Consider the following 25236-nt stretch of genomic DNA (forward strand, 5'->3'; position numbering starts at 1 on the left):
CTTTAACCAGAAGGATGAGACGATGAGTGATTTTTACCAGAATGGTGTCATTACTAATTTCCATAATCTCACCCACCGCAGCGTCGAATCGCTGGAAAAGGAGATGGTGCGCTTCTCACGCAAACGCAAAATGGGACTGATTTTGCCGTCGCTGTTTTCGGAACTGGAAGGCCCGGCGCTGGATAACATTGTTAACGAACTGGCGAAAGTGCCCTATCTGGATGAGATCGTGATTGGCCTTGACCGCGCCGATCGCGACCAGTTTCTCTTTGCGCGCGAGTTCTTCTCCCGCTTGCCGCAGCGCCATCGCATTTTGTGGAATGACGGCCCGCGCCTGAAAGCGTTGGACGCCGAACTGGATAAAGAGGGTTTGTCGCCGAGCCAACCCGGTAAAGGCCGCAATGTGTGGTTCTGCACCGGCTACACGCTGGCTTCTGATCGCACCCAATGCGTGGCGCTGCACGACTGCGATATCGTCACCTACGAACGCGGCATGCTGGCACGTTTGCTCTATCCGCTGGCCAATCCATCATTTCAGTATGAGTTCTGCAAAGGCTTCTACGCGCGTGTGGCCGATGGCAAATTGAATGGCCGTGTTGGACGTTTGCTGGTGGGTCCGCTGCTGCGCTCCTTGCAGAAAGTCTACGGTCACTCGGAATATCTCGATTACCTCACCAGCTTCCGCTATCCGCTCTCTGGCGAGTTTGCCATGCGCACGCACGTGCTCAACGGCATCAAGATTCCTGGCGATTGGGGATTAGAGATTGGCGTGCTGTCGGAGATTTATCGTAACTACACCACACGCCAGACGTGTCAGGTGGAGATTGCCGATAACTACGACCACAAACATCAGCCGCTGGCGGAAGATGATGGCACCGGCGGTTTGAAGCGCATGAGTAATGACATCGTGCAGTCGCTATTGCGTAAGCTGGCAACCATGGGCGTGCCGCTCACCAGCGATTCGTTCCGCGTATTGAAGGCCACTTACTACCGCAATGCGCTGGATATGATGGAGATCTACAACCACGAAGCCACCATGAACGGCCTGAAGTTTGATCAGCACATTGAAGAAGCGGCGGTGGAAATGTTCACTCAGGCGATTCTCGATGCCGGACAAGCCTTTATTGAGCGTCCGAATGAGAAACCGTTTATTCCCAGCTGGAGCCGGGTGCAATCGGCTTTCCCGGATATTCTGCAGCGTATTTATCAGGCCGTCGAAGAGGATAACGACGGCAAGGTTTAATCCGCTGCACAGACGCGATTACGCCCACCGGTCTTCGCCAGATAGAGCCTGCTGTCCGCGCTGGCCTGCAGGCTCTCAGCCTCATAATCGCCCTGCTCTTCACTGCCGCTGACGCCCGCCGAAAGCGTAATGCCAAAGGTGGTGCTGGCGTTAACCAGAATGGTTTTCGCCTCCAGCCGCACGCGAATCCGCTCCGCCACCGCCTGCGCCTCTGCCAATGTAGTTTCTGGCAGCACAATGCAGAACTCTTCCCCGCCGACGCGTCCAGCGACATCGTATTTGCGTAGCGTGTGGCTGATCACGCTCGCCACGCGGATAATGGCCTGATCGCCGGCCTGATGTCCCCAGGTATCGTTGACCTTTTTGAAATGATCGATATCCAGTTGAATCACCGCCAGCGGCGTTTGCTGCTGCTGGCCGCGCGCCGCCAGCGCATCAAATTGCTCGAAGAAGGCACTGCGATTGAGCAGGCGTGTCAAACCATCATAATTTGCCCGCCACACCAATTTGGCCGACATATCATTCAGGCGCCGCACCAAACGGAATATCACCTGATGCGCCGCCACCAGCAGCAAGACAAACACCAGCCACATGCCCACCATAAACAGCGCCACGCGGCCTAACTCTTGAGAAAAGCCCTGCTTCAGACTTTGAACATTGACGATATAGGCACCAACGTTCCTGAGTTTGCTCCAGGTAATAAACTGCGTCCCGAGCCGCGACACGCCGGCTGGACTCTGCAGAATTTGCTGCTCTAACAACGCCTTTTGTTCTGCGGTTAATGGCTGATCGTTGGGTGCAGTCAAGCGGGTAATTTCATGCAGTGAGCGATCCAGCAATACCATTTTGCCCTGCAATGAGCTGTTGTGCGCGGATGCAAGCAAGGCATGGATACGCGACTGAGTGAAATCCATCGACAGCACGCCGTACCAATAACCTTCGCTGATAATCGGCGTGCTGACCGTCATCATCAGCCCTTCATCAAATAAGCCCTGATAACCTTCGGTCCAGCGCAGACGTGCATGCAGCGGATTGTGCGGATCCTGATCGCGGAAATAGGGGCGCTGGATCATGGTGGCGTAGCTCTCTTCCAGCTCCTGCGCGTTTTGCGGCGGACGCGAACTGATGTAGAAACCGGCTCGCGAGATGTACCAGAAGCGGGAATGGAAATCCTGTTTGGTATCGCCAAACTGCAGGATAAAGCTGAACTCCAGCGCCGCACGCAGCTCATGATCGATATGGGTATCGTCACGGGATAACAGCGGGTCGCGCGTTAGCCAGCTATCGCCGACGCCGTTTATCGGCATACTGCGTGGACTGGAAAGCTGTAGCTGCCAGGGATTCTGCTGACGCAGCTGCTGAAAGCGCGCCACCGTTTCGCGCGCGTGATCGGAATCGAGCGGATGGGTCAGCGCGTAGTTGAGCATTTGCTGGTAATAGAGCAGCTCGTCCAGGCTCTCCTGGAACTGGCTGTCGAGGTTTTTCTGCACGTCGGATAACTGCGCGCGTTGACGCTGTTCGTAATTGTTTTTCAGTTCAAAGGCTTCATGCACGGTGAGAAAAGCGGAGAACAGAAAGACCGCCAGAAAGCAGAGATGAACCGGTATAAATGGACTTTTCCAACGCGATAACTTAGCTGAGTTTGGCATGTGCATCCCTGCTTCGAAAAGAGGCGAATGCGCAAAGTGTAGTCAGTTTGGAAAAAAATTTATAGGCAGGGATCAAAGGTAAATCATTGAGCTACAACTCCATTCGGGACGGCAAAAACCGTCCCGAATGGATTCAACTGGCCAGCTGTTGCGCGCTCGATAAGTGACTGAGTTCGTCACTGTGGAACGCCTCACGTCGAACGCTATAACCATCATACCAACGACACTCTACCATTCCGCTGGCATAGCCGGTGACCACCATGGTGGGTCCGCCCTGTTTGTGCTGAACTTCGTCACTGATTGCAAAGATCATACCGCACCTCCCTCTTTCATCGTTAAATGACCGAGTTTAGGTATAGCAGCTGTGACCGATTTTTTCCTATACGATAAATCTATTACTTCTACTAAATCAGAATAAGCAGTTAAAAACTCTGTAAATAAAAAAAGCCGACAAGATTTATTGTCGGCTTTGATAGCACTTCCCGAACAGGAAAATTAGATTTTGCAGCCTTCGCAGTCCGCTTCGTCGCTGATATCAGCCGGGACTTCGTTGGCTTTCTCTGCCGCTTTGGCTTCAGCCTGTTCCAGCTGTGCATCGATATCAAATTCAAACATATCGTCGTTCATCATCGTTCTCCTGACCGTGATTAGAAATTTACAGCGCTTTATAACTGCTAGCCGCGCAGCTTAGCAATCAGATTTACGCCCAACAGCACGATCGACCCAATGATAAAGCCGATCACCAGATTGGCGCCGTTGCTCAGCAGTGCCGAGACCAAACCGTTGAATCCGGCGCTGTATTCGCTGATGGCGTGATGTAACGGCGTAATGCCGTGCACCACAATGCCGCCACCAACCAAAAACATCGCGAGGGTACCGACCAGCGTTAAGGCTTTCATTAACCAGGGCGCAAAGGCAAGCAATACGCCGCCAATCGCCTGCGCGACGGTAGAGGATTTCTCTTTAAGCCAGAATCCCAAATCATCGATTTTGACAATCATCGCCACGATGCCGTACACGCCGATGGTCACCAGAATTGCGACGCCCGCCAGAATCAACACCTGATTCAGCAGCGGCGCCTCTGAAACGATGCCCAGCGTGATGGCGACAATTTCTGCCGAGAGGATAAAGTCGGTGCGCACCGCGCCTTTGACTTTATCTTTTTCGAACGCACGCGGATCCTGCTGCGCCAGTTTATCGAGACGCTGTTGACGCGCTTCCGGACTCTGCTCTGCCTTATCGTGATTCAGGCTATGCAGCACTTTCTCCACGCCCTCGTAGCAGAGATACGCGCCGCCAATCATCAGCAGCGGCGTAATCAACCAGGGCGCAAATGCCGAGATCAATAACGCCAGCGGCACCAAAATTAATTTATTGAGAAAGGAGCCTTTTGCCACGCTCCATACAACCGGCAATTCACGATTGGCTTTGACACCGCTAACCTGCTGCGCATTCAGCGACAGATCGTCACCCAATACGCCTGCGGTCTTCTTTGCCGCAACTTTGCCCATTACCGAGATATCGTCGAGCAGTGTTGCAATATCATCCAGAAGTGTAAGTAAACTGGTTCCTGCCAAAGTGGTATTCCTTATTATTCCGGTTCGTGATCCTGACAACAGGGGCAACGCTCAATCGCCGTCACTGACATATCGGCGATGCCCGCACAGTCCCATTCAACGCGTAATGGCCCCGTCAGATCTCCGGCGTGCAAATACTTGCTCACCGGACTTTCCGTCATGCCGCTGATCTCTTCGGTGGCGACCAGCCGATCGCCAAGATAAATGCGCGCCGTGGCTTGGGTTGTCACCATCCGCTCATCGCGGAGTTGATACAGGCGCTTAACGGTAAGTTTGATGCTGCTCATGGCTCATTCCGCGTCCCAGAGAAAAGGGAGATCTAAACTGTTATGGCGGCTAAAAGCAACAATCTCGCACTATTCAACGCGATAGTGATGCAAGCCCTGATGGTCGATTTCGCTGCTGTCGGTTGCCGCCAGCAGCCACTCTTCTAAACGTTCAATCAGCGCGCTGTCCTCCAGCTGCAGTTTGCCGCGCAGCGCGCACTCCCAAACAATCAGTACTTTCCAGCCTCCTTCGCGCAGTTGCTCGACGTAACGCCGGTCGCGCTCAACGTTACTGTTAATTTTGCCACTCCAGAATTCAGTGCGCGTGGCGGGCATCTTGAATAAGTAGCAGTGATGACGATGCCAGAAGCAGCCGTGAACAAAAATAATCGCTTTCTCGGCGGGCAGGACAAAATCCGGGCGGCCCGGTAGCGCTTTATCCTGCACGCGATAGGTGAAGCCGCGATCTTTAAGAATCAACGCAATACGCTGTTCAATCGCGGTATCCTGATTGCGAATGGCGCGCATGTTTTTGCTGCGAATGGCTTGCGAGTGAACGTCTGCCATAGCGTCTCCTTGTATTAGCGCTTCTTCAACTTTAGCGGCTTAGGCCAAAAGCGAAAGCACACCGCACGCCAATTTCCTCGTTGCGTGATGAGTGTTAGCATAGCCGCTTCACTGTTAAGGAAAAACGCATGCTCGCTATCGACCCCGTCTCGCCCTCCCCGTTTACCGCCAATCAGGATGACGCGACGTCGCTGTTACTGCAGGTGCTCGATATCTATGCCGCACGCGATGTGGTTATCACCTTAACCGACGCCGGTGGCCGCGACTGGAGCGTGCCGCGTTTGAATCGCATTCGCGCCGGTAAAAGTGCCGCGCCGGCGCTCTCCAGCCGCGAATTCGCCAGCCTGCAGGCCTTGCTGCCGCAGCGTCCGGCGCATTATGACGACGCCAAATTCCAGTTTGTCGATCTGTTTGCCGGTATCGGCGGCATTCGCCGTGGCTTCGAGCAGATTGGCGGTCAGTGCGTGTTCACCAGCGAATGGAATAAAGAAGCGGTGCGCACCTACAAAGCCAACCTGTATAGCGATCCGCAGTTGCACCACTTCAACAGTGATATTCGTCTGGTAACGCAGCCTGCGGGCATTAGCGATGAGCAAGAAATTTATCAGCATATCGATCGCACCATTCCCGATCATCAGGTGCTGCTGGCCGGTTTTCCTTGCCAGCCCTTCTCGCTGGCGGGCGTGAGCAAGAAGAATGCGCTGGGTCGCGCGCACGGTTTTGAGTGTGAAGCGCAAGGCACGCTGTTCTTCGATGTGGCGCGCATTCTCGCCGCTAAAAAGCCGCCGTTCTTCGTGCTGGAGAACGTGAAAAACCTCAAGAGCCACGACAAAGGCCGCACCTTCGCCATCATCATGGCCACGCTGGATGAACTCGGTTATGACGTGGCGGATGCCAACGACAGCGGTTTGCCGGATGCCAAGGTTATCGATGCGCGCCATTTTCTGCCGCAGCATCGCGAGCGCATTGTGCTGGTGGGCATTCGTCGCGACAGCGGGCTTAGTAACGGCTTTTCGTTGCGCGCCCTGCCCGCGCTCTATCCGCAAAACGTGCCGTCACTTCACAGCCTGCTGGAAACCCAGCCGGAAGCGAAATACACGCTGTCGCCAACCTTGTGGAACTATCTCTATCAATACGCGAAAAAGCATAAAGCCAAAGGCAACGGCTTCGGTTTTGGCCTTAACGATCCGCGTAATCTGAACATTTGTGTGCGCACCTTATCGGCGCGCTATTACAAAGATGGTTCGGAAATCCTCATCGATCGCGGCTGGGATCATGCGCAAGGCGAAACCGATTTCCAGCAGGCCGAGAATATGGCGCGCCGTCCGCGTCGTTTAACCCCGCGTGAATGCGCCCGCCTGATGGGTTTTGAAGCGCCGGGAGAAGCCAAACTTCGCATTCCGGTGTCCGATACGCAAGCCTACAAGCAGTTCGGCAACTCGGTGGTGGTGCCGGTATTTGCTGCGGTGGCGCAACTGTTATTACCGCTGATTGAACAGTACGCCGCGCAAAAGGCGTAGCTATTCAGGACCACAATTTTATTTAGGGCCGCGCTTTATGCTGTTTTCCGCCTAATCGCGCCCGCTGTCACCAAACTGTCACGCGTGCTGCCAATACTCCTGTTTTATTTTTTGGAGGCGTGTGATGTCACTCCTGTCTGTTATCTCTCTGCCGCTGCGGCTGCGCGCGCGGTTATCCCTGAAAATCCCGTTGTGGCTCACCAGTTTGCGTAGCCAGTTTTTGCTGTTCATTGTGCTGTTCTGCGCGCTGCAGTTTGCCGGTGTGCTGCTGCTGAATACCCACGTGAATCAGACGCAAACTTCACTGCAGCAGGCCAAACAACTGCGCGAACGTCTGGCCCTGTTGGATAAAGCGCGTATCGAGCTGCTCACCGCCAGCGATAACAGCCATCGCGCCGGCATCTATCTAATGCAGGATCAGCAAAGTGGCTCAGTCGATAGCTGGAAAAGCCTGGCTGCGGCGGCCGATGACTCGTTGAAAAATGCACAGCAACAGTTCGCCGCCTATCACGCCAATGCAGATAGCCCGCTGGCGCAAGGTTTCGCCATGCTGTCGGAAGGATTGCAGGAGCAGCTGAAAGGATTAGCGGCCAACGACATCAACGCCTTTTTTATGGTGCCGATGCAGGCGTTTCAGCAACAGTTTAATGATGCCTGGTTCAGTGAAATCGAGCAGGCTAATCATCAGCTCAGCAGAGTGAATCAGAACACGCTCAGCACCTTGAAGCTGAGCCGCAATATGTCGCTGATTGTCAGCGCGGTGCTGATGGCGCTGTTAGTGCTGGCATCCAGCTTGCTGATGCGCGGCGTGCTGTTGCCGCTGCGTCGCGCTAATGCGCAGCTGGAACAGATCGCCACCGGTGATCTGGTCGATGCGCAAAACCATCCGCGTCGCCAGTCGCTGGAAACACGCCAGCTATTCCAGTCGATTGATACCATGCGGCGCGGCTTGCAACAGATTGTGCGCGACATCAACACGGTGGCGGTCAGCGTGGCCGCCGGTGCCGAGGATATGCAGCAGCACAACGAAAAAGTGATGCAGCAACACCAGAAGCAAAATGCCAGCTTCCATCACTTATCGCAGCGCCTGGATCGCGTTTCGGAAGAGGTGGAGATCGGTGCACAGTTCTCGCAGCAGGCAACGCAGGAAGCACAATCAGCCGATGCGTTGATGCGTAACTGCGCGGTAGAGGTCGATAAGATGGAAACCCAGATGCAGCAGATTGTCACCGCATCCGATGATATCGCCGGGATTGTGGGCATGCTGGATGACTTGTCGATGCAGACGCGGTTGTTATCGCTGAATGCCGCCATTGAGTCAGCACATGCGGGCGCTTACGGCCGCAGCTTCTCGGTGGTCGCCAAAGAGATGGGCTTGCTCTCGCAGCAAAGCGGGGCTTCCACGCGCCAGATCGATGGCTTGATTCAGCATACGCAGCAGCATGTGCATGATGGCTTCGATAAGGTGAAAGCGCTGGAAGTGCTGTTCGCGCAGATCAGTGGTGCGGTGTCTGGCGTGGTAACGCAGCTGAACGAGCTGCAGCAAAACAGTGCCGCGCAGAGCCATCGGGTGAAAAAGATTGCGCTGGAAGTGGTGGAGATGAGCGGACAGCTACAGCAAAACGAAGCGCTGAACGCCCATCAGGTGCAATCGGCGGTGCAATTGCGCGAGTTATCGGACCGCCTGGCGCAGCGCGCGCAGCAGTTCCGTATTTAATCTTCAGGCATAAAAAAACCCGTCAATGACGGGTTTTTTCGCTTATTTCTTCTTCTTACTTTTCTTCAGCAGCGCACGAATCTGCTTCAATTCCGCAGCGGAGAGCTGATCTTCCACCGCTTCCTGGGTATCCAGGCTATCAATGGCCGGTTGCGCACCCGCATCTAAACTGGCCTGCAAGCGATTAACGATCTCCTGACTCATGGAGATTTGGTTATCTGCGGCTAACTGTTTGATGTGCTCTTTCAGTGCCGGGTCAATTTTAATGGTTAAGTTAACGGTCTCGGTCATTTTCATACTCCCTTTTGATTTACAACAACGTAGCGGAAGCAGATGAAAGTTAACAGACTGTCATAAAAATTTAATATTACGAGTGTATAGGGCTGAAATCCCTTAACACCGATTCATCAACTGACGTCAGATTGCCCTGCAACTCGGCGCACAGTTTGCCCATGTAATGCACGAGAAAATCCGCGTTATGCTCCGCTAACAGGCGCCCGGCTTCGGTTTGCATGGTTTGCGGTAAACCCAGCAGTTTTTTCTGGAAGTGATCCAACGTCCACTTCACGTCATCCAGTTCACGCTCTTTTCCTAACGGATCTTCGCTATCGAACAGTGGACGACCTAACGCGCCTGCCGTGTAGAAAACCCGCGCCAGGCCGATAGCACCTAATGATTCGAGACGATCGGCGTCCTGCACAATTTTCGCTTCCAGCGTTTGTGGCGCGATACGCGCGCTAAAGCTGTGAGCCTGCACCGCGTGCGCGACGGCATCCAGCAGTTCAAATGGGAAGTCCGGGAAATCCTGCTGCAGAATGCGGCGCGTCTCTTCCGCCGCATAAGTTGAGGCTAAATGACGTTCAGGATGGTTTTTCGGCAGGTTAACCACATCGTGAAAGTAGCAGGCGGTCATAACGATCATAGGATCGGCGTCGCTGTGCTGCATGATGCGCTTTGCACTCATCCAGACGCGGCGCAGGTGCGCGATATCGTGGGCTTTGTCGTCATGCAGCCAATTGAGCTGCAGCCAGTTCTCGTAGCGTTGTTGCCAGTGAGTAAGTGACATCGTGCTTCTCCTGTTATTGCTGTTATCTAAGTTCCTGCGGACATCATAGCGGCCTGGTCATGACACTTTTTTTACATCCTTCCAGGATGTGCAAAGCGTAAAAATGAGATCCCGATCTTGTTATAGCGCTGTTAACGTCACTTGCACAGCGGCCATTACGATTTCGGCATTTCCTTAGCGGGTTTTAGTTAAATAACTCTGTTCAACAGGCTTAATATATTCGCGTCATCAACAAATTTCGCTTTAGCGCTAAATTCCAGTTATATGTGCTGATATATGCGGCTTCTTAAGGGCAGATCAACACGGCATTATCTGAAAAGGTTCCCATTCTGGGCTTTATAACGTACTGTATCTGGAAAAATTCTGGCTTCGGATCCCTTGCGAAGTCCTTTTCAGCACACATTTTGCTTATGAACCATTTTTAAAATCTAAAATTGCCAGATTAGCCTGATACTAAGGCGACAAATTATTAAGCAAACTGATTCAAACCCATTATGCTAGCTCTCACATCTACGGATGTTGGGGGATTCTTCGCAGTTTCCGGGTTTGTGACACAATAAGAGGTATGCAATGAAAGAACGGCCGATTCTTTTTTCCGAACAGCGGGTGCGCGCCCTGCTGGTTGGCCAGCAAACGCAGACCCGGCGCATTATGAAAACTCAAGCTTTCGGTCCGGGTCAGGATCACCATGAAGGCGTACACGCGTTTGACGTCAGCGCCAATCATCTGCACGGCTATAAATTGATGTCGATGACTGATGTCAGTTCGCACTGCCCATTTGGTCAGGCGGGCGATGGTTTGTGGGTGCGTGAAACCTGGCGTGGCCCGATTGTGCCGGAAAACTTACTGGCAGATTACGAACGCGATCCCCTGCCGTTCCGCAATGCGGCGTATTGCCAATATCGCGCTGACAGCAATGAGTTGGGACAGCTGGATGAGAATTTGCAGAATGCCGAGCAGTTTGGCTGGCAGACCGCCATCCATATGCCGCGCTGGGCCAGCCGCATCGATCTGCAAATTACCTCGGTGCGAGCCGAGAAGATTCAGGACATCAGTGAAGATGACATCATGGCAGAAGGCGTGCAGACCGATTCGCACTTCCTCAATAACTTCTTCACCATGAATATGAATTCTGAATCGCCGAAAGAAGCCTACCGCAAAGCGTGGCAGAAACAGTACGGCGCCACCAGCTGGGAAGTGAACCCATGGGTTTGGGTGATCGCGTTTCAGCGGGTTGAACGCTAAAGATAAACGCTGCGAAGCATGCAAACGTAAGGTCGTCATTCATGACGACCTTTTTTATTTCCTCACCATGACTTTCCCGCTTTGCCACGCCAATCACAGACAAATCCTCGACTAACTGGTTGAATAGCCGGCTTTGATTACGCGCTGGTATTTTCCCCTTTGCCGCGCCAGGATACTGTTTTCGTCTGAAGAGTGAGTGACGCAATGTTCAAATGGCCGTGGCATGCGCAAATAGAGACTTCAGTACTGGCGCTTCCCTGGCAACAGGCGCTGGCGCAGCCCATCTTTTCACTGCTCGACCCTGATGAAAAAACCGCACTGGTTACGCTGGCACAACGCTTCCTCCAGCAGAAAAAAATCTCGCCGCTGCAAGGCCTGCAGCTCGACGAACTGTTGCTGACACGTCTGGCGCTGCTGTTTTGTTTGCCGGTGTTGAAGCTTGGACTCGAATGGCTCGATGGCTTCCATGAAGTGCTGATCTATCCCGAGCCGTTCAACGTCGACGATCGCTGGGAAGATGATAACGGTCTGGTGCACCACGCGCCGGCTGTGCACGCCGGACAAAGCTGGACGCAAGGTCCGGTAGTGTTAAACGCATTGGATATTCAGGATTCACTCGATCTTTCCGGTTTTAACCTGGTGATCCACGAAGTGGCGCATAAACTTGATGCGCGCGGCAGCGGTTATACCAGCGGCATTCCGGTGATGGCGCTACGTGATGTCGCCAGCTGGGAGAAAGATTTGCAGCAGGCGATGGCAGAAATTGAAGCTGAAGTTGAATTAGTCGGTGAACAGGCGGCAACCATCGATCCCTACGCTGCCAGCGATGCGGCAGAGTGTTTCGCGGTGCTGTCAGAGTATTTCTTCAGCGCACCGGATTTACTGGCTAACCGCTTCCCGGTGATGTATCGCCATCTGCAGCAGTTCTACCGTCAGGATCCACTGGCGCGATTGGCGATGCTAACAGCAGAACCTGCTTAAATCGCGATCGCTTTGTACTAATGCTAGCCAGTTGAATACAAATGTGTTTTAAGCTGTTGACACCTGCAAGGGGCGCCATTAATATTCGCCTCGTTCACACGATTCCTCTGTAGTTCAGTCGGTAGAACGGCGGACTGTTAATCCGTATGTCACTGGTTCGAGTCCAGTCAGAGGAGCCATATTTAGAGAAGCCCGCTTAGGAAACTAAGCGGGCTTTTTGCTTTTACGGATTGCAGACATAAAAAAACCCGCTGGCCGGGAGCGGGTTCTTTATTCATCAGCGCACAGCTCATTCCAGTAGCTGTAGCGGATCACATGGTGCAGGCGCCTATCTCTCATAGTAGCGATACACCGAAGGATGGAACTCAACACCGTACAGTTGGCTGATGGGAATCAGCAGGTCGATATGGTTGCTGAGATCGAATTCGCGCTCTTCTGCGGGTCCAGTCTCGCCATTGATCAGTTGGTTAAACCACTGCTGCAAGAGGTGTTTCATTGTCAGCTGCTCCACAAATGATTGAGGCTGACAGTAAACCGCACTCTCCCCTATAACCAAAACGATTAGTTGTGCGCTTCTTTGCCAAATAATGCATATATGTCGGTGCGCATAAATGCGCACCCTACGAAAGCCCTGGCAAACAACTGTAGGGTCGCCATTTATGGCGACCAGGCCAATGCGTTATCCCCGACTCTTCGCCATCATCTTGCGATAATTGTTCAGCCATTTGCCGCTGGTGAGTCGCCACCAGAAGAATACGCCGCGTACCGTCCAGTCGAGGAACATACCGAGCCACACGCCAATCACGCCCATGCCCAGCACAATCCCGAGGAAATAACCGGCCACCACGCGTGCGCCCCACATACTGAACATCGACACATACATGGTGTAACGCGCATCGCGCGCGCCCTTCAGGCTGGCGGGCAGCACCCATGACGCGGTCCAGATCGGCATAAAGGCGGCATTAAGCCAAATCAAATGCTTGGTGACTGAGATGACTTCCGGATCGCGGCTGTAAAACTGCGCGAGTGTTCCGGCGAGCGGCACGGTAATCAACGCCAGCGAACACAATCCAATCATCGCCAGCCAGAATACGTGTTTGATTTGCCGTTCCGCCTGCATCACCTGATTCAGCCCCAGCCTGCGCCCGGTAATAATGGTCGATGCCGATCCCAACGCGTTACCCGGCAGGTTAATCAGCGAAGCAATTGAGAAGGCGATAAAGTTACCGGCGATCTCATTGGTGCCCATGCCAGCGACAAAAATCTGCGTCAGCAATTTGCCGCCGTTAAACAGCACCGATTCAATACTGGCGGGCACGCCAATGCCCAACACTTCCATCAGAATATTGCGATCCCAGCGCCGGAAATAGCTGGCGATGGAGATTTTCAGTGCGGGCGTAATACCGCGATACAGCACGTATATCGCCGCTGCCGCACCGATATAGCGCGAGATGGTTAAACCCAATCCGGCACCGACAAAGCCCAGCCCTTCCCAACCCATGCAGCCGTAAATCAGCACGCTACTGATCACGATGTTGAGAATGTTCATGCCGCCGTTGATCAGCATCGGGATTTTGGTATTACCCGCACCACGCAGCGCGCCGCTACCAATCAGCGCAATCGCCGCCGCAGGATAGCTCCACGCCGAGGTTTGCAGATAGCTCAGCGCCAGCTCTTTCACTTTGGGATCAGCGCTGCCGGCAATCACATCAATGATCAGATGCCCCCAAAACTCGATAGCGATCACCAGTACAAACGCCAGCGCGGTCATCAATCCCAGCGACTGTCGCGTGGCGGCTCGCGCTCGTTTGCCGTTGCGTTTTGCCAGGCTGAACGCCACCACAACCGTGGTACCAAGATCGATAGCGGCAAAGAAGGAGATGATCACCATGTTGAAGCTGTCGGCCAGACCAACGCCCGCCATCGCTTCTTTACCCAGCCAGCTCACCAGGAAGGTACTGAGGACGCCCATCAGCATCACGCAGAGGTTTTCGATAAAGATGGGTACGGCTAATGGGGTGATTTCTCGCCAGAACAACGTACGGTAAGAGCGGCGTTTGGGATACCACGCCGTGTTTCTGACCGCCCGCATCACTGCTACGCCAGGATTTTGCAAGGGATTACCAAATCACTTTGGAGAGGAAGAAGAGTAATAATGATGATAGGCCACTGAGAATTATGCAAAGTGTTTCCCCTCACCATTTAATCATTATTACAAACTTTTTGTCGCCACCACCGCAGGATCGGCTGCGCCCCCCAAATAGGCGCTGCGCACTTCATCATTGTTGAGCAGCTCGGCACCGCTACCGCTCAGGCGAATCTCACCGTTCACCATCACATAACCGCGATCCGCCAGCTGCAATGCATGGCGGGCATTCTGCTCCACCAGAAACAGCGTCATGCCTTGCTGAGTCAACTCGCGCAGGATGCCAAAGATCTGCTTCACCACGATCGGCGCGAGGCCCAGGCTGGGTTCGTCGAGCAGCAACAACCTGGGTCGACTCATCAGCGCGCGGGCAATCGCCAGCATCTGCTGCTCGCCGCCGGAAAGTGTCATGGCGCGCTGCTTGCGCCGCTCCAGCAGGCGCGGAAACAGCTGATACATACGCTCTTTATCCTCTTTGACAAACCGTTCGCCGATGGCAATGGTGCCCATCAGCAGGTTCTCTTCCACCGTCATATCAGGAAAGATGCGCCGCCCTTCCGGTGCCTGCGCAATGCCGCTGGCGGCGATGAAGTGCGTGGAACGCTGACTGATCGCTTCACCGCGCAAACGAATCTCGCCGCTGGCAATGCGCGGCTGACCAAAGATTGACATCAGCAGCGTAGATTTCCCTGCGCCGTTAGCGCCAATCAGCGCCACGGTTTCGCCCTGATTCACCGTCAGCGATACCTGTTTCAGCGCCTGCAAAGGACCGTAAAACACATCAACCTGCTCAAAGGCCAGCATCGGTTCAGCCATGATCGCTCTCCTCTTCTGCGCCGAGATAGGCGGCAATCACTTTAGGATCGTGACGAATCTGCTGCGGCGTGCCTTGAGCAATCACATCGCCATGATCGAGCACCACGATGTGGTCGGAAATGCGCATCACCATCGGCATGTCATGTTCAATCAGCAACACGCTGATGCGATGATCGGCGCGCAGACGATGCAGAATTTCGCTCAGCGCCTCGGTTTCCACCGGATTCAGCCCGGCCGCCGGTTCATCCAGACAAATCAGCTCCGGGCGCGTACACATGGCGCGCGCGATCTCAAGCCGCCGTTGCTGACCGTAAGAGAGCGTACCGGCCAAGCGGTTGGCGCTGGCGACTAAATCGACGTTTTCCAGCCAGTAGAAAGCGCGATCCAGCGCGCGATTCTCCGCCTCACGGTAGCCGCGCGTGTTCAGCACGCCCGCCAGCAGCTGACGATTGACCTGCATATGCTGCGCCACCAGCAGGTTCTCAATCACCGACATCTCGCGGAACAGCCGAATATTTTGGAAAGTACGCGCCAGCCCGGCGCGATTCACCAGATGCGCGCCGCCAAACATCTTGTACCAGAGCCGCGAGCCGAGCCGGGTGGGATTGATCCAGTCGCCCGCATGGATTTTCTGCCCAAGCACCTGAATCACATCGGTGCTGCGCTGGTTGGCGTTGAGCACAATGCGTCCGCCGGTGGCGCGATAGAAGCCGGTCAGACAGTTAAACACCGTGGTTTTACCCGCGCCGTTGGGGCCAATCAGCGAGGTCACCGAACCGCGCTCCACCGCCAGGCTGACATCATTGAGCGCCTTGATACCGCCGAAGCGCATCATCAGATTGTTCACTTGCAGAATGGCATCACTCATGGCGCACTCCTTTTCGCAACGGCACGCCGACGCGCGCAGTGCGCACCAGCCCGCGCGGCCGCCAGATCATCATCAGCACCATCAACATGCCGAACAGCAGCACGCGGTATTCGGCAAAGCTGCGCAGCAGCTCCGGCGCCACCGTCAGCACAAACGCCGCCAGCACCACGCCAAGCGTCGATCCCATGCCGCCGAGCACCACAATGGCAAGAATCAGCGCCGACTCAAAAAAGGTGAACGAGGTAGGATTGACGAAGCCCTGATAGCTGGCGAAAAACACCCCAGCAATCCCCGCCGTTGACGCGCCCAGCATAAAGGCCGAAAGCTTAACCAACACATGATTGAGCCCCATTGCGCGGCAGGCAATCTCATCTTCACGCAGCGCTTCCCAGGCACGCCCAATCGGCATGCGCGTTAGGCGATGCTTGATCCACAGCACCAGCAATACCACCAGAACCAGCACCACATAGATGAAGATAAACTTCATATTTGGGTTGTAAGTGACATGCAGAAACTCGTGATACGGCACGCCGCCATCGCGCGCGCGGCGGGCAAACTCAAGGCCAAAGAAAGTCGGCGACGGCACAGAAACCCCGTTCGGACCGCCAGTAAAGGCCACCCAATTGGTCAGCACCAGACGAATGATTTCACCAAAGCCGAGCGTAACAATAGCCAGATAATCACCGTGCATACGCAGTACCGGGAACCCAAGCAGCGCACCGGCAAAAGCCGCCAGCAGCGCCGCCAGCGGCAGCATGCTCCAGAAACCCAATCCAAGATATTGATAGCCAAGCGCCAGGCCGTACGCACCGATGGCATAAAAGGCGACGTAACCGAGATCGAGTAATCCGGCGAGGCCAACCACAATGTTCAAACCCAGCCCGAGCAGCACATATATCAGGCCGAGAATCGCTACCGTCAGCAGGTATTTGCTGGAGAGGAACGGAAAGGCCAGCGCCACGATCAGCAGCAGCGGCAATATCCAGCGCAGACGCGAACGATAGCCGGGCTCGCGCACGTAAACACCGTCATCGCTGCTGGCAAACTTGCGCATAATGCGCTGACCAAAAGGCGCGTGCAGAAACACGCTAAACAGCAAGCGCCCCGCCATCACCACCGCCACCAGCAGCGCCACGCGCTGTGGCGAGAGCTTGAAGCTGTAACCGTCGAGCACCACGCCAACAATCGGACCAAACACCACCAGCGCCACCAATCCCGCCAGCAGCGTGTCGAGCAGCGCCTGGCGCAGAGGACTTTGCGTCATTGCATTCATCGGGGCTTCCTCACACTTTAGCGACCAGCGGTCGTCCCAGCAGTCCTTGCGGGCGGAAGATCAAAATCACCACCAGCAGCGAAAACGAGAACACATCTTTGTAGTCAGAATTCACCATCCCGGCGAACTGCGCTTCCGCGACGCCCAGCAATAATCCTCCGAGCATCGCGCCCGGTAGCGAACCGATGCCGCCGAGTACCGCCGCAGTAAAGGCTTTGATGCCAATGATAAATCCGGCGTAAAAATCAAAGGTGCCGTAATTCATGGTCACCAGCACGCCAGCCAATCCCGCCATCGCCGCACCAATCACAAACACCAGCGAGATAACGCGATCGGTATTGATACCGAGAATCGAGGCCATACGCCGATCCTGCTGCACCGCACGGCAAATACGCCCGAGTTTGGTGTACTGGATAATCCAGGTCAGCAGCGCCATACCGCAAAATGCGGCGATCAGGATGAAGATTTTGGTCCAGGTGATCTGCACCACGCCGCCATCAAACTCCATGCGCAACACGCCGGTCAGCAGCGTGGGAATGCCCTGTTGATTCGGCCCCTGACTCAGCTGCACGTAGTTCTGCAAAATCAGCGACATGCCGATCGCCGAAATCAGCGGTGCGAGGCGCGTCGAGTTACGCAGCGGCCGATAAGCGATACGCTCAATCGCCCAGCCGTAAGCCGAAGTGACAATGATGGTGAAGATTAAGGTGCCGAAAATCAGTAGCGGGAAGGAGTGAATGCCGAAAAAGCTGAGTAGCGATAAGCCAATGGCACACAGATAGGCGGAGATCATATACACCTCGCCGTGGGCGAAGTTGATCATGCCGATGATGCCGTAAACCATGGTGTAGCCGATGGCGATCAGACCATACACGGCACCGAGCGTTAAACCGTTGATCAGCTGCTGTAAGAAGAAGGCGTCCATAATGTCGTCTCGTACTCAATGGGAGCGCACACCTCGCGCTCAATCGCGAATGGCCCCGCACTGCGCGGGGCCGCGTGGCACATTACAGCTGGTGATACTTGCCTTTGTCGTCCCATTGGTACACGACGTAATCCGACACTTTGAGATCGCCTTTACTGTCCCAGGCTTTTTTGCCCATCACGGTATCAACGCTGTTGGCTTTCAGCCAGTCGCTGGCCTTAGCGTTGTCTTTGCCTGCCGCTTTGTAAGCAGCCGCCAGCGTCTGCACGGAGGCGTAGGCATACAAGGTGTAGCCTTCTGGCTCAAATCCGCTAGCGCGGAATTTCTCGATCACCGCTTTGCCATCGGCAATGGTGCGCGGATCGTTACCGAAGGTCATGTAGACGCCTTTGGTGTATTGCGGGCCGCCTGCTGCCGTCACCATCTCTTCAGTCACAATGCAGTCGCCAGAGAAGAAGGCGGCATTAACGCCCTGCTCACGCATCTGGCGCACCAGCGGACCGGCCTCCGGATGACAGCCACCGAAATAGACCACGTCCGGTTTCAGCGCGCCGATCTTGGTTACCAATGCATTGAAATCTTTCTCACCGCGCGACAGCCCTTCATACAGCACTTCTTTCACACCACGCTTTTCAAGCGAGGCTTTGGTGGCATCCGCTAAACCCTGGCCGTAAGTGTCTTTGTCATGAATGATGACCACGTTCTTGGCTTTGAGCTTGTCGATGATGTAATCCGCAGCGATAGCGCCCTGCTGGTCATCACGGCCACACATGCGGAACATGGTTTTCATGCCGCGTTCGGTAATTTTCGGGTTGGTTGATCCGGGGGTGATCGCCAGCACGCCGGCCTCATCATAGACTTCCGAGGCGGGCATGGTGGATGAGGAGCAGAAGTGGCCGACCACCGCCATCACCTTATCCTGATCAACCAGACGGTTAGCGACGGATACCGCCTGTTTCGGTTCACAAGCATCATCGCCCTGTACCAGCACGATTTTCTCGCCGTTGATGCCGCCCGCCGCATTGATATCCTCCGCAGCCTGGCTCGCGCCTTTCCAGTATTGCGCGCCGTACGTCGCATTAGGCCCAGAGAAAGGACCGGCAACACCAATTTTAATATCTGCCTGAGCGTAAAAGGCCACGCTTAAACAACCTGCAATCGCCACCTTCATTGGGTGTTTTATGAATTTCAAAGACATGCTTTCAATCCTCAACGGGTCAGGAACGGAGCCATACCACGGCATGGGAGAAATCAATTTCTGAAACTTTGGCAAAACAGCATGCGGCCCATCCCCCGTAGGGTCGCCATTCATGGCGACCTCTTTTTAGGAAAGAGATAGATTCATTAAGGCCACGGTTGAAAACTAAGCAATAAGCTCGCCAATACCGCGAAGGTAGACGATTTATTACTCGGGCATCGCTCCAGAACAGGAGACACGCGATGTAACATCCCTGCTGATCATAAACATAGCTGTGGTTACGCCATGCACCAGCACCGTGATGGTGCAGAATGCGGTCGATCACAGATTCTTCATCGTCACGAAGGGTTTATCCGCTATGCTCTGGTGAAAACGGTCCACGTTTCCTGAAGGAGAACCCATGAATACACAACGGAACGGATTGAGCAGCCAGCAAGCGCTGGACGAATTAGAGCGCCTGTACGATGCAGCCGTTGACGCGCTGCGCAACGCCATTCGTGATTTCACCGCCAGCGGGCAGTTGCCGGATGAAGGCGCTCGCCAGCAAGGGCTGTTTGTCTATCCGCAGCTGCGTATCACCTGGCTTGGCGAAGGCCCGCAGAAAAATCGTACCCGCGCATGGGGACGTTTTACCCACACCGGCAGCTACAGCACCACCATCACGCGCCCGGCGCTGCTGCGCCACTATCTCAGCGAGCAGTTGCAGATGCTGGAAAAAGAGTACGACGTGCTGATTGAGGTCGCGCCATCCCAGCAGGAAATTCCTTATCCTTATGTGATTGACGGCTTGTCACTAGACCGCTCAATGAGTGCCAGCATCGCACGCCATTTCCCGACCACCGAACTGTCACAAATCGGTGATGAAACCGCCGACGGCCTGTTCCACGCCAATGCGATTTTCCCGCTGTCGCACTTTGACGCGCTGCGCACCGATTTCTCACTGGCTCGCCTGCGCCACTACACCGGCACCGGCGTAGAGCACTTTCAGCCGTTTGTGCTGTTCACCAACTACACGCGCTACGTTGATGAGTTCGTGCGCTGGGCAATTGAGCAAGTACAGGATCCCAACACGCCTTACGACAGCCTGGCCTGCGCCGGTGAAGTGGTGATCACTGCCGATACTCAAGACCCGACGGCGATGATGTCCGATCTGGCGTGGAAGAAGCACCAAATGCCCGCCTGGCACCTGACATCACCGAATCGTCGCGGCATTACGCTGGTGAACATCGGCGTTGGCCCGTCCAATGCCAAAACCATCTGTGACCATCTGGCGGTGATTCGTCCGCACGCCTGGCTGATGATTGGCCACTGCGGCGGGCTGCGTGAAAGCCAGACCATCGGCGACTATGTACTGGCGCATGCCTACCTGCGCGACGACCACGTACTGGATAGCGTACTGCCGCCAGATATCCCAATCCCCAGCATCGCCGAAGTGCAGCGCGCACTGTATGACGCCACCAAAGCGGTGAGCGGCATGCCCGGTGAAGAAGTTAAACAGCGCCTGCGCACCGGCACCGTGGTCACCACCGATGACCGTAACTGGGAGCTGCGTTACTCCGCTTCTGCGCTGCGCTTCAACCTGAGCCGCGCCGTTGCGGTTGATATGGAGAGCGCCACCATCGCCGCACAGGGCTACCGCTTCCGTGTGCCCTACGGCACATTGCTGTGCGTATCGGATAAGCCGCTGCACGGCGAGATTAAGCTACCGGGCCAGGCAAACCGCTTCTACGAAGGTGCGATTTCAGAGCACCTGCAAATTGGCATCTGCGCGGTGGAACTGCTGCGAGCTGAAGGCGATAAGCTGCATTCGAGGAAGCTGAGAACCTTTAACGAGCCGCCGTTTAGGTAATCATAATGGGTTCCGGCCCATGAAGGGCCGGAACAGTGCAGTAAAGCGCGTCATGACATTTTCAAAACGATATTCTGCATAAACCACGCCAACACCAGAAGGCCGGTTGGTAACATGATTTTCCAGGTTATGCTGTTATTGAAGGCAGCTATTTTATCCTCCAACTGATTGAATCGTTGATCAACTCTTTCGAACTTCTCATCTATCTTTTCGAACTTTTTATCGAATTTGTCTTCCATCCGCTCAAACTTTTTATCGATACGTTGTTCAAGCGCCCCGAGCTCGCCCATAATCTCTACCCGCATGACGCCCTGCTCGGCTCTAACCTTTTCGATATCCGCTTTAGTAGCAAAATGTTCTGAACGCGCCGTTAGCACCGCAACATCTGTCTGAATCTGCTGCGTGTTTTTTTCCAGCTGTTCAACCCGTTTGGTTATTTGTTCCATTAGATGATCTCCTTTGTTTCCAACGTCAAAAATAAGCGGTGGGAACACACGAGTTGTATTGCTAATGGGGTAATCCATCACCGAATCCTCTTCCATCACGTTGCTCAATCTTTCCACCACACCGTTAGTGAAACAGATTTGCGCAGCATTAACATTCCACGATCCCGCCATTCGCAGCACATTTTTTGCGGGCAGGTTTAAACAACACGCACAGCCTGGGCCGTTTTGAGATTGAAGGAAAGTGAGCATCAAAAAGGATTGCGAGGTGACACGCAGAAAATAAACGAAGGGATGCAACAGCAGACACGGAAGCCCGAGCGGGCTTCCGTTAAGCAAGATTTACGCGCTCAGCCAGCCCAGTTTGATGACAAACAGAATCGACAGAATGATCAGCGCCGGGTTGACCTCTTTGGTGCGGCCGCTCAGCAGTTTCACCACTGTCCAGGTGATGAATCCGAAGGCAATACCGTTGGCGATTGAGTAAGTCAGCGGCATCGTCAACGCAGTCACGGTTACCGGCGCGGCGGTGGTGATGTCTTTCCAGTCAATATCTGCCAGACCAGACGCCATCAGCACCGCAACAAACAGCAGCGCTGGCGCGGTGGCATAAACCGGTACACTGCCCGCCAGCGGCGAGAAGAACAGGCTTAGCAGGAACAGAATCGCCACCACAATTGCCGTCAAACCGGTACGGCCACCGGCGCTGACGCCCGCAGCAGATTCCACATAGCTGGTGGTGGTTGACGTACCGAGCAGCGAGCCAAACAGCGCAGCGGCGCTATCTGCGATCAACGCACGGCCCATTTTCGGCACGTTGCCCTGCTCATCCGCCAGTCCAGCACGCTTGGTCACACCCAGCAAGGTGCCGGTGTTATCGAACACGTCCACGAACAGGAAGGCGAAGATCACGCTGACCAGGCCAACGTTAAAAGCTCCCGCAATATCCAACTGCATAAAGGTTGGCGCGATAGAAGGCGGAGCAGAGAACACGCCGCCAAACGGCGTCAGGCCAATGCCCATGGAGATGAAAGTCACCACCAAAATGCCGATCAGCACCGCGCCGGTAACGCGACGCGCTTCCAGCACCACAATGATGAAGAAGCCGAGCAGCGCCAGCAGCGGACCCGGTTTGGTCAGGTCGCCCAGGCCAACCAGCGTAGCTGGGTTATCCACCACGATACCCGCGCCTTCCAGCGCGATTATCGCCAGGAACAGGCCGATACCGGCACCAATACCGGCACGCAGCGGCAGCGGAATGCTGTTAATAATCCACTCACGAATTTTGAAAAGCGACATGGCAAAGAAGATCACCGCCGACAAGAACACCGCGCCCAGTGCGACTTGCCACGTGTAACCCATATGCAGAACCACGGTATAGGTAAAGAAGGCGTTGAGGCCCATGCCCGGTGCGAGTGCAATCGGATAGTTAGCGATCAGGCCCATTAACACACAGCCAATCGCCGCTGCCAGACAGGTCGCCACGAAGACCGCACCTTTATCCATGCCAGTTGCACCGAGAATGCTCGGGTTAACAAACAGGATGTAAGCCATTGCCAGGAAGGTGGTGATCCCCGCAATAATTTCTGTGCGAACCGTTGTGTTGTGCGCTTTTAGTTTGAAGAGTTTTTCTAACATCATCATCTCTCATGAGCGGAGTCGGCACGAATGCGCGCGCTCCTTGCCAATGTGGTTTACAGACTTATTTTTTTATTGGACGCAAGGCGTTTAACCTTCCCCTGTCCACATATCCGTCATCCTTCAAATTGCAGATGCGTTGGCTGCACTTACTTACCCCGGTCACTTACTTAAGTAAGCTCCCGGAGATGCGTAAGCTTGCCGCCTTCCTGCAACTTGAATTATTTAGGGTATAGCAATAGCTATGCCATCACCCTACGCAATCGATTACGTTTCCGAATAATGCTTCGCTTAGGATAATTCCGAACCAGAATGAGGCGCGATTATGGTGCATTGCACCAGCGCTGCGCAATCGTTTTCCCTCGCTACGATTGTTTGGCAAAAAGAGTGCGGCACTGCACGCTTCCGCACTCTGCCAGGCGATGGCGCTCACGTTTCTGTTGCCTGAATCAGCAGGTAAAAAACATCGGGTTACACTGCTTTTAACCCTTTCGTAACAAAAGAGGCGCATCCATGAAGCCCGCGATTTTGGTGGTCGATGATGATCGTGCAGTGTGCGAATTGCTGCACGATGTGTTGAATGAACATGTATTTACCGTTTATTGCTGCCATCAGGGTAAAGATGCGCTGGCCCTGCTGTCGCTGCACCCGGAAATTTCGCTGGTGATGCTGGATATGATGCTGCCAGACACCAACGGCTTGCTGGTGCTGCAACAGATGCAGCGGCAGCGTCCCGATCTGCTGGTGATCATGTTGACCGGCATGGGTTCGGAAGCGGACATGGTGGTGGGACTGGAGATGGGCGCGGATGATTACATCGCCAAGCCGTTCAACCCGCGCGTGGTGGTGGCACGAGCGCGCGCTGCACTGCGTCGCTGCGGACGACTGGCGCAACCGGAAGCGTTGCCGGATGAAGGCTGGCAATTCAACGGCTGGCGGCTGGACGATGCGCGCTGTCAGCTGTTCAATCCGCAGCGCGAAAGCGTGCCGCTGACGCAAGGTGAATATACGCTGCTGCGCGCGCTGGTGGCGCATGCGCGCAAAGTATTAACCCGCGATCAACTGCTCGAACTGACGCACAGCGAAAGCCTTGAAGTGTTTGATCGCACCATTGATGTACTGATTATGCGGCTACGACGCAAGATCGAAAGCAACCCGCATCAACCGAGCCTGATCCGCACCATTCGCGGTCTCGGCTATGTTTTCTCCGCCGACGTGATGCGTCCTGCCTCTTCGGCGCGTGAAACACAAATCGCCTGATCCATCCAGCGCTGCATCTCGGCTAATGGCCGCGTGCCGTCCAGCGCGTTTGCGGCATGCAGATTAAAACAGGCGCAGGTGTGCGCCAGCTTCAGCGTTTCCGTCAGCGACCAGCCTTCGTGGCTGGCATAAAGTACACCGGCGCAAAACGCATCGCCCGCGCCAACGCTACCCACAATCTCTTCCGGCGCTAAACACCACGCCGGTTGCCAGCGCCCTTCGCCGTCCGCTTGCTGGCCCCACGCGCCTTCCGGTGCGTGAATCACCACTCGCTGACGTACGCCTTGCTGCATTAGCCAGGTCGCCGCCTCGGCAAAGGCTGCGGGTGCAGCAAGCCCGTGCGGCGTACGCAGACTTACGCCGGTGAGCGATTGCGCCTCCAGTTCGTTAATCACCAGATAGTCGAGCCAGCGTAGCGCAGGCACCACCAGCGGGCGATATTCGCCCACGCGCGACACCAAATCGAGTGAGGTGAGGTAGCCGCGTTGCTGCATCTGCGCCAGCAATCGTGCGCTGCGCGTGCCGTATTCCTCATCCGGCACATCGAGGCTATCCAGCAGCAGCAAATAACCAAGATGGAAGATGCGATGTGCAGTAGAGACGTCGGCGAAATGCGCCAAATCAAGCTTGCCATTGGCACCGCGAGCATGGAAGAAGGTGCGCTGGCCGTCCGGCGTAGTCATCACCTGCGTCATCGCCGTGTTGATACCTGCGGTGCGCTGCACAAACTGGCGGTCGATGTGATGGTCATCCAGCAGTTGCAGGATGTAGTCGCCGTCGCTGTCCTCGCCCACCATGCCAACGCCCGCCAACGGCAAGTTCAGCTGCATGCGCGCCAGGGTAAACAGCACGTTGAGCGCCGCGCCGCCGCTGCACTTCTCGCTGTGCTGAATTTCCGTCAGCCAGCCCTGTTCCGGCCAGTGGCTGATGCGCTGCACGTGATCCACCAGCATGCTGCCGGCACCGATGATTCCGTTACGCACCATGCT

25 protein-coding genes and 1 tRNA gene are annotated in these 25236 nt (G+C 55.0%); 8 read left to right on the forward strand and 18 right to left on the reverse strand.

What is annotated here, in order from left to right; translation table 11 throughout:
• Positions 1-22 precede the first annotated feature (22 nt).
• Positions 23-1243, forward strand: coding sequence for a glycosyl transferase (locus NR302_RS11615; protein ID WP_008105424.1), 1221 nt, complete (start codon positions 23-25; stop codon positions 1241-1243).
• Here the strand turns inward: NR302_RS11615 and dgcQ are convergent.
• The 6 genes from dgcQ to NR302_RS11645 all read right to left on the reverse strand — a co-directional run bounded on the left by dgcQ (position 1240) and on the right by NR302_RS11645 (position 5302).
• Complete coding sequence (dgcQ, locus tag NR302_RS11620) at positions 1240-2892, reverse strand: cellulose biosynthesis regulator diguanylate cyclase DgcQ (RefSeq protein WP_258143518.1); 1653 nt, start codon at positions 2890-2892, stop codon at positions 1240-1242. The genes NR302_RS11615 and dgcQ overlap by 4 nt on opposite strands.
• A gap of 133 nt (positions 2893-3025) precedes the next feature.
• Complete coding sequence (locus NR302_RS11625) at positions 3026-3205, reverse strand: YodC family protein (RefSeq protein WP_008105429.1); 180 nt, start codon at positions 3203-3205, stop codon at positions 3026-3028.
• A gap of 182 nt (positions 3206-3387) precedes the next feature.
• Complete coding sequence (locus NR302_RS11630) at positions 3388-3522, reverse strand: hypothetical protein (RefSeq protein ID WP_255253243.1); 135 nt, start codon at positions 3520-3522, stop codon at positions 3388-3390.
• Positions 3523-3566: 44 nt separating this feature from the next.
• Positions 3567-4469 carry a DUF808 domain-containing protein gene (locus NR302_RS11635; RefSeq protein WP_008105432.1) on the reverse strand — a complete coding sequence of 301 codons (903 nt, stop codon included), beginning with the start codon at positions 4467-4469 and terminating at the stop codon, positions 3567-3569.
• Positions 4470-4483: 14 nt separating this feature from the next.
• Positions 4484-4756: a hypothetical protein gene (locus NR302_RS11640; RefSeq protein WP_008105433.1), complete on the reverse strand. Its 273-nt coding sequence runs from the start codon at positions 4754-4756 to the stop codon at positions 4484-4486.
• Between the two features lie 69 nt (positions 4757-4825).
• Positions 4826-5302, reverse strand: a complete 477-nt coding sequence (locus NR302_RS11645) for a very short patch repair endonuclease (protein ID WP_008105435.1) — start codon at positions 5300-5302, stop codon at positions 4826-4828.
• A gap of 128 nt (positions 5303-5430) precedes the next feature.
• Between NR302_RS11645 and dcm the strand changes: the two genes are divergently transcribed.
• Together dcm and NR302_RS11655 are read left to right on the forward strand one after the other, a co-directional pair.
• Positions 5431-6822 (forward strand): DNA (cytosine-5-)-methyltransferase, encoded by a 1392-nt coding sequence (gene dcm, locus NR302_RS11650; protein WP_258143521.1) that lies wholly within the window; start codon positions 5431-5433, stop codon positions 6820-6822.
• A gap of 124 nt (positions 6823-6946) precedes the next feature.
• On the forward strand, positions 6947-8539 hold the full coding sequence (locus NR302_RS11655; RefSeq protein ID WP_258143522.1) for a methyl-accepting chemotaxis protein: 1593 nt from the start codon (positions 6947-6949) through the stop codon (positions 8537-8539).
• Positions 8540-8581: 42 nt separating this feature from the next.
• On the opposite strand, the gene NR302_RS11660 is transcribed toward NR302_RS11655, so the two are convergent.
• Complete coding sequence (locus NR302_RS11660) at positions 8582-8830, reverse strand: hypothetical protein (RefSeq protein ID WP_008105442.1); 249 nt, start codon at positions 8828-8830, stop codon at positions 8582-8584.
• Positions 8831-8906: 76 nt separating this feature from the next.
• A complete protein-coding gene (locus tag NR302_RS11665) occupies positions 8907-9605 on the reverse strand; it encodes a phosphohydrolase (RefSeq protein WP_008105444.1) in 699 nt (232 codons plus the stop codon).
• Between the two features lie 570 nt (positions 9606-10175).
• Here NR302_RS11665 and NR302_RS11670 point away from each other — a divergent pair.
• From NR302_RS11670 to NR302_RS11680, 3 genes are all read left to right on the forward strand, one after another.
• Positions 10176-10850: a hypothetical protein gene (locus NR302_RS11670; RefSeq protein WP_008105447.1), complete on the forward strand. Its 675-nt coding sequence runs from the start codon at positions 10176-10178 to the stop codon at positions 10848-10850.
• A gap of 204 nt (positions 10851-11054) precedes the next feature.
• Complete coding sequence (gene mtfA, locus NR302_RS11675; RefSeq protein ID WP_008105449.1) at positions 11055-11831, forward strand: DgsA anti-repressor MtfA; 777 nt, start codon at positions 11055-11057, stop codon at positions 11829-11831.
• A gap of 103 nt (positions 11832-11934) precedes the next feature.
• Positions 11935-12010, forward strand: a tRNA-Asn gene (locus NR302_RS11680).
• Between the two features lie 149 nt (positions 12011-12159).
• Here the strand turns inward: NR302_RS11680 and NR302_RS11685 are convergent.
• The 7 genes from NR302_RS11685 to NR302_RS11715 form a co-directional block, all read right to left on the reverse strand.
• Positions 12160-12327 (reverse strand): hypothetical protein, encoded by a 168-nt coding sequence (locus tag NR302_RS11685; RefSeq protein ID WP_167391193.1) that lies wholly within the window; start codon positions 12325-12327, stop codon positions 12160-12162.
• Between the two features lie 183 nt (positions 12328-12510).
• Positions 12511-13923: an EmmdR/YeeO family multidrug/toxin efflux MATE transporter gene (locus tag NR302_RS11690; protein ID WP_154157375.1), complete on the reverse strand. Its 1413-nt coding sequence runs from the start codon at positions 13921-13923 to the stop codon at positions 12511-12513.
• A gap of 120 nt (positions 13924-14043) precedes the next feature.
• A complete protein-coding gene (locus NR302_RS11695; protein ID WP_258143525.1) occupies positions 14044-14793 on the reverse strand; it encodes an ABC transporter ATP-binding protein in 750 nt (249 codons plus the stop codon).
• A complete protein-coding gene (locus NR302_RS11700; RefSeq protein WP_008105458.1) occupies positions 14786-15661 on the reverse strand; it encodes an ABC transporter ATP-binding protein in 876 nt (291 codons plus the stop codon). The genes NR302_RS11695 and NR302_RS11700 overlap by 8 nt, the downstream gene beginning before the upstream one ends.
• Positions 15654-16934 (reverse strand): high-affinity branched-chain amino acid ABC transporter permease LivM, encoded by a 1281-nt coding sequence (livM, locus tag NR302_RS11705; RefSeq protein WP_008105460.1) that lies wholly within the window; start codon positions 16932-16934, stop codon positions 15654-15656. The genes NR302_RS11700 and livM overlap by 8 nt, the downstream gene beginning before the upstream one ends.
• Positions 16935-16944: 10 nt before the next feature.
• Positions 16945-17859, reverse strand: coding sequence for a branched-chain amino acid ABC transporter permease (locus NR302_RS11710; RefSeq protein ID WP_008105462.1), 915 nt, complete (start codon positions 17857-17859; stop codon positions 16945-16947).
• 82 nt (positions 17860-17941) lie between these two features.
• Entirely contained in the window at positions 17942-19057 is a 1116-nt protein-coding gene (locus NR302_RS11715; RefSeq protein ID WP_008105464.1) for a branched-chain amino acid ABC transporter substrate-binding protein, read from the reverse strand.
• Positions 19058-19457: 400 nt separating this feature from the next.
• Here NR302_RS11715 and NR302_RS11720 point away from each other — a divergent pair, with 400 nt between their 5' ends.
• Positions 19458-20906: an AMP nucleosidase gene (locus NR302_RS11720; RefSeq protein WP_154189992.1), complete on the forward strand. Its 1449-nt coding sequence runs from the start codon at positions 19458-19460 to the stop codon at positions 20904-20906.
• A 50-nt stretch (positions 20907-20956) separates the two neighbouring features.
• Here the strand turns inward: NR302_RS11720 and NR302_RS11725 are convergent, their stop codons facing one another.
• Both NR302_RS11725 and NR302_RS11730 read right to left on the reverse strand, forming a co-directional pair.
• Positions 20957-21523 (reverse strand): hypothetical protein, encoded by a 567-nt coding sequence (locus NR302_RS11725; RefSeq protein WP_258143526.1) that lies wholly within the window; start codon positions 21521-21523, stop codon positions 20957-20959.
• Between the two features lie 168 nt (positions 21524-21691).
• Positions 21692-22990, reverse strand: a complete 1299-nt coding sequence (locus NR302_RS11730) for an NCS2 family permease (RefSeq protein WP_008105472.1) — start codon at positions 22988-22990, stop codon at positions 21692-21694.
• Positions 22991-23500: 510 nt separating this feature from the next.
• Between NR302_RS11730 and NR302_RS11735 the strand changes: the two genes are divergently transcribed.
• Positions 23501-24247 carry a response regulator gene (locus tag NR302_RS11735; RefSeq protein WP_258143527.1) on the forward strand — a complete coding sequence of 249 codons (747 nt, stop codon included), beginning with the start codon at positions 23501-23503 and terminating at the stop codon, positions 24245-24247.
• On the opposite strand, the gene NR302_RS11740 is transcribed toward NR302_RS11735, so the two are convergent.
• On the reverse strand, positions 24184-25233 hold the full coding sequence (locus tag NR302_RS11740) for a carbohydrate kinase family protein (RefSeq protein WP_061717631.1): 1050 nt from the start codon (positions 25231-25233) through the stop codon (positions 24184-24186). The two genes, NR302_RS11735 and NR302_RS11740, sit on opposite strands and share 64 nt — an antisense overlap.
• Positions 25234-25236 lie beyond the last annotated feature (3 nt).

Source organism: Pantoea sp. SOD02 (assembly GCF_024707505.1).
GTDB lineage: Bacteria > Pseudomonadota > Gammaproteobacteria > Enterobacterales > Enterobacteriaceae > Pantoea > Pantoea symbiotica.